The organism is Thermoleptolyngbya sp. M55_K2018_002 (assembly GCF_015295965.1).
Taxonomy (GTDB): domain Bacteria; phylum Cyanobacteriota; class Cyanobacteriia; order Elainellales; family Elainellaceae; genus Thermoleptolyngbya; species Thermoleptolyngbya sichuanensis.
This window is the reverse complement of sequence record NZ_DVEA01000035.1, coordinates 1-9,455: the sequence shown is the minus strand read 5'-3', so window position 1 is coordinate 9,455 and position 9,455 is coordinate 1. Positions and strand designations below refer to the sequence as shown.

Below are 9,455 nucleotides of genomic sequence, written 5' to 3'. Positions count from 1 at the left end.
ACTATGAAGAAGTGCTGGTGGTGCGGGTGCATCCCGAAATTTTGCAAAAGCAGCAGTTGCCCAAATCGGCGCTGACGAAAAATATTTGGAAGCAGCGGTTTGAGGAGATTAATAACTTTGAAAAATATCTGGTGAACAACGGCATTATTGTCCTCAAGTTTTTCCTAAATGTGTCCAAAGAAGAGCAGAAAAAGCGATTTCTGGAACGCATCGAGCGGCCAGAAAAGAACTGGAAATTTTCCGCTGCGGATGTGAAGGAGCGGGGGCTTTGGAACGACTATATGCGGGCCTATGAGGAGATGTTTTCCCACACCAGCACCGAACACGCACCCTGGTACATTATTCCTGCGGACCACAAGTGGTTTACGCGGCTGGCGGTGGCGGAGATTATTGGCGATCGCCTCTCACAACTCGATCTGCACTACCCCGTGCCCACAGACGTTCACATGAAAGATCTGCTAGAAGCTAAAAAGATTCTCGACGCAGAAGAGTAACCCACCCCATGCCCACGCTCCTCCTGGTTGACGGCCACTCCCTCGCCTTCCGCTCTTACTACGCCCACGCCAAAAACCGCGACGGCGGGCTGCGAACCAAAACGGGCATCCCCACCAGCGTTTCCTTCGGGTTTATGAAGGCGCTACTGGACACGATGGAGCAGGAAAAGCCGGACTATGTGGCGATCGCCTTTGACCCCAGCGAGCCGACCTATCGCCACGAAGCCGACCAGACCTACAAAGAAGGACGGCCCGACGCGCCAGAAGATTTTCTGCCCGATTTGTCCAACTTGCAGGAACTCTTGCAGGCGCTAAAGCTGCCCGTCATCGCGGTTCCAGGCTACGAAGCCGACGACGTAATTGGCACGCTCAGCCGCAAGGCAGTGGCCGACGGCTTTCGGGTGAAGGTGCTGACGGGCGATCGCGACCTGTTTCAGCTCATCGACGACGAGCAGTTGACCGTCCTCTACCTCAGCACCACCTTCGGCAAGGGCACGCCGCCGCCCCGCGAGTTCGGCCCGCAGCAGGTGAAAGACAAAATGGGCATTACGCCGCAGCAGGTGGTAGATTACAAAGCCCTCTGCGGCGACGCTTCCGACAACATTCCTGGGGTCAAGGGCATCGGCGACAAAACCGCTGTTTCTCTGCTGACCGACTTTGGCTCCCTCGCAGAAATCTATAGCCACCTCGACGACCCCCGCATCAAAAGCGCCGTCCGCAAAAAGCTAGAAGAGGGCCGCGATGCTGCCCTGCATTCGCAATACCTGGCGCAAATTCACCTGGACGTGCCCCTCGCCCTCCGCCCAGAAGACTGCAAGCTGCAAGCCTTCGACGATGCCGATGTCGTCCCGCTCCTAGAAAAACTCGAATTCCGCTCCTTCCTTAACCGCCTGCAAAAGCTCCACAGCCAGTTTTCTGGTGATGACGCGACCGAGCAGCCTAGTGCCCCAAGCGCCGCCCCAGCACCCCAGCGCTCCAGCACCCCAGCCCCCTACGAAGACGACGATCTCTGGTTCTTTAGTGCCGAAGACACTGCCACCTTCCAGGGCTACGCGACCACGCCCGTCCAGCCGAAAATCATCGACACACCCGACAAGCTCAGCGCCCTAGTGAACACGCTGCAAGCCTGCACTGACCCCGCCGCGCCCGTCGCTTGGGACACGGAAACGACCGCCCTAGAACCCCGCGATGCCGTGCTGGTGGGAATTGGCTGCTGCTGGGGGCCAGGCGAGGCGGACGTGGCTTACATTCCCACCGGGCACGCCCAGGGAACAACCCTGGATGGGGCAACGGTGCTGGAGGCGCTGCGCCCGATTTTGGAGAGTGCGGACTATCCCAAAGCTCTGCAAAATGCCAAGTTCGATCGGCTGGTTCTGCGCTGTCAGGGCATTCACCTGGCGGGTGTGGTGTTTGACACGATGCTGGCCAGCTATGTGCTGAACCCCGAAGGCAGTCATAATCTGACCGATCTGGGGCGCAAGTATCTGAGCCTGAACGCCCAGAGCTACGACGATCTGGTGCCCAAGGGCAAAACCATTGCGGAGGTGTCCATTCCCAAGGTCGCCAATTACTGCGGCACGGATGTTTACTCTGTGTTTCACCTCGTCCCCAAGCTGCGGGCAGAACTGGCGCAAATTCCTCGGCAGACGGAACTGCTGGAAACTGTGGAGCAGCCGCTCGAACCCGTGCTGGCAGAAATGGAATACACGGGCGTTCGCATCGACCAAGACTATCTCAAGGCGTTTTCCAAAGCCCTGGAGCAAGACCTAAAGCGAATCGAGGAGCAGGCCTACGAAGCAGCGGGGCAAACCTTTAACCTGGGGTCGCCCAAGCAACTGAGCGTGCTGCTGTTTGACACGCTGGGGCTGGACAAGCGCAAGTCCAAAAAGCGGGCCACAGGCTACTCTACGGATGCGTCTACGCTGGAAAAGCTCCAGGGCGACCATCCGGTGGTGGATTTAATCCAAGAGCATCGCACCCTGTCGAAGCTGAAATCGACCTACGTAGACGCGCTGCCCAGCTTGGTGCGCCCCGATACGCAGCGGGTGCATACCGACTTTAACCAGACGATTACGGCGACGGGACGATTGTCGTCGTCGAATCCCAACTTGCAAAACATTCCGGTGCGGACGGAGTTTAGCCGCCAGATTCGCAAGGCGTTTATTCCCGCAGAAGGCTGGCTGCTGGTGGCGGCGGACTACTCCCAAATTGAACTCCGCATCCTGGCGCACCTGAGCGAAGAACCAATCCTGATTGAAACCTATCAGAACAACGAAGATGTCCATGCGCTGACAGCGCGGCTGCTGTTTGAAAAGGACAAGGTGACCCCCGACGAGCGGCGCATGGCCAAGACGATTAACTTTGGCGTGATCTACGGCATGGGGGCACAGCGATTTGCGCGAGAGTCGGGCTTTAGCCAGGCCCAGGCAAAGACGTTTATCGAGCGCTTTTATGAGCGCTATCCGCGCGTGTTCCGCTATTTGCAACAGATGCAGCAAGAGGCGATCGCCCGTGGGTATGTGGAAACCATCCTCGGTCGCCGCCGCTATTTCAACTTTGGCAGCGAGAACCTGAAGGCATTGCGAGGACAAAACCCCAGCGATATCAACACCAATAAAATTCGCCTGCGCGACCAATACGATGCCCAACTGCTTCGCGCCGCCGCCAACGCGCCGATCCAGGGGTCTAGCGCCGATATCATCAAGCTCGCCATGATCCGGCTGCACAACCTGCTGTCGGGTCGCCGGGCCAACCTGCTGCTGCAAGTGCATGATGAACTGGTGTTTGAGATACACCCCGACGAGTGGGACGACTTGCAGCCGCAAATCCGTGCCGCGATGGAGTCCGCCGTTGACCTGAAAGTGCCGCTCAAGGTGGAAATGCACGCTGGACAAAACTGGATGGACGCAAAGTAAACCTGCGGTAGGATTCTGCAAGATTTTTCAATTCATCCACCCCATCCACGACTCAAAGACTCGAAGAGACAGCACCTATGGGCAACGGCTGGAAACACTGGCAACGGGGATATCGGGCAGCTTTGGCAGGGGCGATCGCCCTTTTGGGAATCACCACCTCCGCCCAGGCGAACCCCACCAGCCATCTCAGACCCATCGAACTGCGCGGGGTTTGGCTCACCAATATCGACAGCGAGGTGCTGTTTTCCAGCCGCAACCTCGTTGTGGGGCTGCGTCGCCTGTCTCGCCTGCATTTCAACACGGTTTATCCCACCGTCTGGAACGGCGGCTACACCCTCTACCCCAGCCCCACCGCCCAAGCGACCTTCGGCATTGCCCTCGATCCCTATCCCGGCTTGCAGGGGCGCGACATGCTGGGCGAAGTCGTCGTTGAAGGTCGCCGTCTGGGCATGGCGGTGATTCCCTGGTTTGAGTTTGGGCTGATGGCTCCAGCGGGGTCTGAACTGGCGGCCCAGCATCCCGACTGGCTGACCCAGCGGCAGGACGGCACGCAGGTCTGGATGCAGGGCAACGAACCCCGCGTCTGGCTCAACGCAGCCCATCCTGGCGTGCAGGACTTTATGGTGAATCTGCTGGCGGAAGTAGTAGAGCGCTATCAGGTAGACGGCATCCAGCTAGATGACCACTTTGGGATGCCCGTGGAAATGGGCTATGACCCCTACACCGTGGCGCTCTATCGGGCAGAACACAACGGCGCAGACCCGCCCGCCGACCCCGAAGACCCCGCCTGGGTGCGCTGGCGAGCCAACCACATCACTCGCCTGTTTCGCCGCATCGTGGCCGAGGTGAAGGCGCGAAACCCCGACGCGATTATTTCCCTATCGCCCAATCCCCGTGAGTTTGCCTACGAGCGCTACTTGCAAGACTGGGGAACCTGGGAGCGGCGCGGCCTGGTCGATGAGCTAATCGTGCAGGTCTATCGCAATGACATGGGGCGCTTCGAGATGGAGCTAGACCGACCCGATGTGCAGGTGGCGCGGGAGTATCTGCCCGTCAGTATTGGCATCCTGGCGGGGCTGAGGGGGCGCATCACGCCGATTCGCCTGATTCAGCGGCAGGTGAGGGAAACGCGCGATCGCCACTATGCTGGGGTGGCCTTTTTCTTTTATGAAACTCTGGGCGATCGCGACCAAGAGTTTCAGCGCCTCTTTCCCTTTCCTGCCAGTCGCCCCATCCCGCCAGATTTGGGGTTTTGAGGATTGGCAGCAGTATGGTCTAGGCCGAAAACTCCGAGCCGACTCTCCAACCCCGAACCCCAAACCCCTAAACTGAGGAAAGTACGCAAGAACATTACGCTGGGAGCAGACCCAATGCTGTCGAAGGGCTTTGAAATCGAGATGTACACAGGCACGCCCGATGGCGACATTGTGGGGTTCTCCGACAAGATTGTGGCTGCCCTAGACGGGTTTGTGCGAGAGCCAGACACGCGCAACGTGGAATACACCACCCCGCCGCTCTGCCGATATGAGCGGCTGCTGTGCGAATTGGTGCGCCCCCGTCTGCGGCTGCGGTCTTTTCTGAAGCGGCTGGGCAATTACACCCTGATTCCGGGCAGCACCCTGGCCCTGGGCGGCAGCGACCAGTTTCACCGCTCCGATCCAGGCAACCCCTATCACAGCTTTATTGAGCGCACCTACGGCACGACGGTTGTGACGGCCAGCGTTCATATCAACGTGGGGATTGCTGATCCAGAGGTGCTGATGCGGGCCTGCCGCCTGATCCGCGCCGAGGCCCCGCTGTTTTTAGCGCTGAGTGCCGCTTCGCCGTTTCTAGACGGCCAGCCGACGGGCAATCATTCCAGCCGCTGGCGCGTATTTCCCAAAACGCCCCGCGAAGTGCCCCTGTTTGAAAGCCACGCCCACTACATCCGCTGGACGGATGAACAGCTCAAGCTGGGCACTATGCAAAACGTGCGCCACCTGTGGAGTTCGGTGCGCCCCAATGGCGATCGCCGTCCCTATTGCCTCAACCGACTGGAGCTCCGCATCTGCGACCTAGTGAGCGACCCGGTGGCGCTGCTGGCGATCTGCGCCCTGCTAGAAGCCCGGATCATGCAAGTGATGGAAAATCCTGACCTCGACCCGCTGGTACAAAGCGACCTGCCCAGCGCGACGCGGGCGACAGATTTAGTCGCGTTGATCGATGCCAATGAAGACGCTGCCGCGCAAAACAGTCTGGAGGCAGAATTGCGCCACTGGCAAGACGGTCGGCTGCTGCGGGCGCAGGACTGGGTGAACCTGCTGCTCGCAGAAACGCTGCCCACGGCCAAGCAGCACGGCTTTGCTTGTTTCCTCCAGCCGATCCACAAAATTTTGCGGGAGGGCAACGAGGCCCAGCGCTGGCTGCGACTGATAGACCAGGGCTGGGATGCCCGCCAGGTGATGCAACAAGCCATCCGCGACACTGAATCTATAGAAATGGCCCTGGCGGAGGATCTGTGTGAACCGGGCGTGGATCTCAGCGTGCCAGACGATGAGCCGTGTCTGGCGCTGGTTCCCTAATGGTTCGAGGAATGGCTTGAGTAAGGGCTTGTTTGAGCAGAGATTTGAGGAATGCCTTGAGGAATGCTTTGAGGAATAGTCTGAAATAGTCTGAGTTGAAGCTAGTCCAAGTTGCGTCCGGTCAGTTCCACAAAAATATCTTCCAAATTGGACGGACGCACCATCATCCCGGCTTTGTGGGGCTGTGCTTCAAAGAATGCCTGGGCCTCGTGCATCGTAGGGAAGAACTTGTAATCCCAGCGATCGCCCGCTTGCTTCATCACCAGCCCTTCCCCATGCTGGCGGCGCAGTTCCTCCAGCGTACCCAGGGCAATCAGCTTGCCGCCGTCCAAAATGCCAATGTGGTTTGGCACGGCGTAGCTGCCAAAGCTAGAGCCACAGAGGTATTCCACCTCTTCCATATAGTGCGTCGTCAGCAAAATCGTCATGCCCTGCTGGTTCAGCCCCTTGATGATTTCCCAAAGGCGGCGGCGGGTTTGCGGATCGAGTCCGACGGTCGGTTCGTCCAAAAACAAAATGCGCGGCTCGTGCAGCAGGGCGCGGGCGATTTGCAAGCGGCGCTTCATGCCGCCGGAGAGGGTTTTCACCAGGTCATTGCGGCGATCGCTCAGCTCCACATACTCCAGCCAGCGGTCAATTTCGCGCTGGCGGCGGGGATTGGGAATATGGTGCATCCGCCCATGAAATTCCATGTTTTCCCACACGGTCAGATCCACATCCACGCTCATCTGTTGCAGCACCACGCCGATTTGCTGCTTCACCAGCACGGGCTGCCGCGCCACGTTGTAGCCTGCCACTTCGATGCGCCCGCTCGTCATCTGCGTCAGCGTGGTCAACATGCGAATCGTGGTGGACTTGCCTGCGCCGTTGGGCCCTAATAGCCCAAAGATTTCCCCCGGCTGAATCGAAAAAGACAGGTCGTTGACGACGGGCGTATTGCCATAGACCTTGGTGACGTTTTGAAGGGCGATCGCCGCTGTCATAGTTCAGGGTTGGAAGTTGAAGATTGGAGGTTGGGCAGGAAACACGATGCGCGTCAGCGTTTCTTTACATAAGGTAACATCCCTAGCAGCCTCAAATCCTGGCTATAAAACCCTGACAATTTGGCAAAATTTCTCAGGCTGGGGGTTGACGAGGTTTTGCAAACTTCGTTACAGTTAGCGGTAAGTTGAAATGAGTTCAACTTGCAAGCACTTCGTTTTTAGATGTCTTGCATTGAACAACCTGTTTCTACAGCTATTAGGCTTTATTAATCAGGCTTTGTTATGTCGAATCAAGTCCGCTACTTTTACTTTTGGTTTAGCAAGGTTCACCTGGGGTGAGTCCAGCTTGACTTGGAACCTTGGGTGAACCGCAGAGCGCAACCTCTGCGGTTTTTGCATTTTAAGCGGTCTTTCTTAAGCAGCCAGTATTCCTTACACAATCCGTTTACGTTCAAACCCATGAGCCATACGCCCCGCTACTTTTACTTTTACTTTTTTTGGACCAGGGAACGCCCCGGGTAAGTTGGTCATGCGCGATTGTGCAACCCGGGGCCTCTAGAGGTTCCGGGTTTTTGTTTTGGACTTTAGATTTTGGGGTTTGGATTTTGGATTTTAGGTTTTGAACTTTGGTTCGCTCCCGTTTACGGTCTAGTTCTCTTCTTATCTTTCACGTTTAACCAGGAGATTCTTCCCATGCAAAAAGCAAAGCTGACCCTCAAGACCGAACCCAGCCACAGTAGCATTATTCAGATTTCCGACCAGGTTTCGGCGGGCGGGTCAGAACTGCTCCTCATCGGCGGGCCCTGCTCCGTCGAAAGCCGCGCCCAGATGGATGCCGTTGCCAGTCGCCTTTCGGTGGCGGGTGTGCAGGCGCTGCGGGGCGGGGTCTACAAGCCGCGCACCTCGCCCTACGATTTCCAGGGCATGGGGCGCGAGGGGCTAGAAATTTTGGCGGCGGTGCGCGATCGCACGGGAATGCCCGTCGTTACCGAAGTCATGGCCGTTTCCCAAATTGAAGAAATTGCCGCCTACGCCGATGTGCTGCAAATCGGCAGCCGCAATATGCAAAACTTCGACCTGCTGAAGGCGCTGGGCCAGGTCAATAAGCCAATCCTGCTGAAGCGGGGGCTAGCTGCCACCATTGAGGAATTCGTCATGGCCGCAGAGTACATCCTGGCGCACGGCAATCCAAACGTGATGCTGTGCGAACGGGGCATCCGCAGCTTCGACACCTATACGCGCAACGTGCTGGATCTGGGCGCAGTCGTGGCGCTGAAGCAAATCACCCACCTGCCTGTGATCGTAGACCCCAGCCACGCCGCCGGAAAGCGCGAACTGGTGCCGAATCTCGCTTTGGCGGCGATCGCCGCTGGAGCCGACGGGCTGATCATCGAGTGCCACCCAGATCCCGAAAAATCTGTCTCCGATGCGCGGCAGGCCCTCTCGCTAGACGACATGGTGGCGATTGTGGAAAAGGTGAGGGCGATCGCCCCCATCGTCGGCCGCACCCTTACCCCCGTTCAAGAGCCGCTGCCGCAAGTTGTCGTTGCTTAGTCAGAAAAAGAGCGAAGAACGAAGAGAGAAGAACAAAGAGAGAAGAACGAAGAGGTTCTGTTTTTCGTTCTTCGTTTTTCGTTCTTCGCTCTTCGTTCTTTCCGCCCCATCACTCTCCCACCACTGTCACCTCCACCAGCGTATTGTCACTGGGACGCGCAATCCCGCTATCCAGCGCCGGACGAAACTGCAAGCCCGTCTGCGCTAAGCATTGCACCAGTTCCGTGTAAGCATAGTTTGTGGGCGCGGGCTGCTGCACCTCCGCACGAGACACACGCCCGTCTGCCTCAACCGCCAGTCGCAGCGTCACGGGAGCGCCAAAGCCCGCCACACTGTCCGGAAAAAGTGGGCAAGAGTTGGGCTGGGTCGGGTCGGCGAGGACGCTGATGCGGCTGTTCAGCAGTTCGGCATTGTCTTCGGGGATGTCGGCAGTGTCCTGAGGCGAGAGGTACCGCACTGCGGCCACGCTCAGCGTCAGGCTGGTGGGCGTGGGCTGGCGACCAATCACCACTTCGCCCAGGTCGTCTCCCGGGCCGGAGTCTGGGCCACTGGCAGGTGTGTCGATGCCTGGTGCGCCGCTGCCTGGGGCAGGATTCGCAGCCACATCTCCGGGGTTATTGACCGGGTTGCCGTCCCCTGTCGGAGTTTGTCCCAGTGTGGGGAAGGGTGGCTCAGTGGACTCGCTAGGCGATCCCGCGTCTGGAAAAAGACGTGGAGGCGGCAACGGATCTCGCCCCAAAACTGGCGGCGGCTCTGGCGGAACGAACGGCGACGGCTGCACTGGGGCGGGCGATGGCAGCTGGGGCGTTGGTGTGGGGGTTGGGATGGGCGTTGGGATGGGCGTTGGAGGTGACACCACAGGAGGTGGCGCAATCGGGCTAGCCGGTGGTGTTTCCACGGGCGCAGGAGCAAGCACCGCAGGCGGGATAGCAGCGGGCGCAGGCGGTG

Annotated in this window: 5 protein-coding genes and 2 pseudogenes; 5 read left to right on the top strand and 2 right to left on the bottom strand. The window is 58.5% G+C overall.

What is annotated here, in order from left to right:
- From IGS51_RS01625 to gshA, 4 genes and pseudogenes are all read left to right on the top strand, one after another.
- A pseudogene (locus IGS51_RS01625) lies at nt 1-494 on the top strand (polyphosphate kinase 2 family protein); the annotation flags it as partial.
- An 8-nt stretch (nt 495-502) separates the two neighbouring features.
- Complete coding sequence (polA, locus tag IGS51_RS01620; protein ID WP_297075154.1) at nt 503-3,409, top strand: DNA polymerase I; 2,907 nt, start codon at nt 503-505, stop codon at nt 3,407-3,409.
- 77 nt (nt 3,410-3,486) lie between these two features.
- Entirely contained in the window at nt 3,487-4,665 is a 1,179-nt protein-coding gene (locus IGS51_RS01615) for a family 10 glycosylhydrolase (protein WP_297075152.1), read from the top strand.
- Between the two features lie 114 nt (nt 4,666-4,779).
- Nucleotides 4,780-5,970 carry a glutamate--cysteine ligase gene (gene gshA / locus IGS51_RS01610; RefSeq protein WP_297075151.1) on the top strand — a complete coding sequence of 397 codons (1,191 nt, stop codon included), beginning with the start codon at nt 4,780-4,782 and terminating at the stop codon, nt 5,968-5,970.
- Between the two features lie 101 nt (nt 5,971-6,071).
- On the opposite strand, the gene IGS51_RS01605 is transcribed toward gshA, so the two are convergent.
- Nucleotides 6,072-6,953: an ABC transporter ATP-binding protein gene (locus IGS51_RS01605; RefSeq protein WP_297075150.1), complete on the bottom strand. Its 882-nt coding sequence runs from the start codon at nt 6,951-6,953 to the stop codon at nt 6,072-6,074.
- Between the two features lie 693 nt (nt 6,954-7,646).
- Between IGS51_RS01605 and aroF the strand changes: the two genes are divergently transcribed.
- Complete coding sequence (gene aroF, locus IGS51_RS01600; protein WP_297075148.1) at nt 7,647-8,507, top strand: 3-deoxy-7-phosphoheptulonate synthase; 861 nt, start codon at nt 7,647-7,649, stop codon at nt 8,505-8,507.
- Between the two features lie 109 nt (nt 8,508-8,616).
- On the opposite strand, the pseudogene IGS51_RS01595 reads toward aroF, so the two are convergent.
- A pseudogene (locus IGS51_RS01595) lies at nt 8,617-9,455 on the bottom strand (hypothetical protein); the annotation flags it as partial.

What these genes read in the sequence shown, in the direction of transcription:
- polA (WP_297075154.1), top strand. Translation starts at nt 503, where the DNA reads ATGCCCACGCTCCTCCTGGTTGACGGCCACTCCCTCGCCTTCCGCTCT.
- IGS51_RS01615 (WP_297075152.1), top strand. Translation starts at nt 3,487, where the DNA reads ATGGGCAACGGCTGGAAACACTGGCAACGGGGATATCGGGCAGCTTTG.
- IGS51_RS01605 (WP_297075150.1), bottom strand. Translation starts at nt 6,953, where the DNA reads ATGACAGCGGCGATCGCCCTTCAAAACGTCACCAAGGTCTATGGCAAT.
- gshA (WP_297075151.1), top strand. Translation starts at nt 4,780, where the DNA reads ATGCTGTCGAAGGGCTTTGAAATCGAGATGTACACAGGCACGCCCGAT.
- aroF (WP_297075148.1), top strand. Translation starts at nt 7,647, where the DNA reads ATGCAAAAAGCAAAGCTGACCCTCAAGACCGAACCCAGCCACAGTAGC.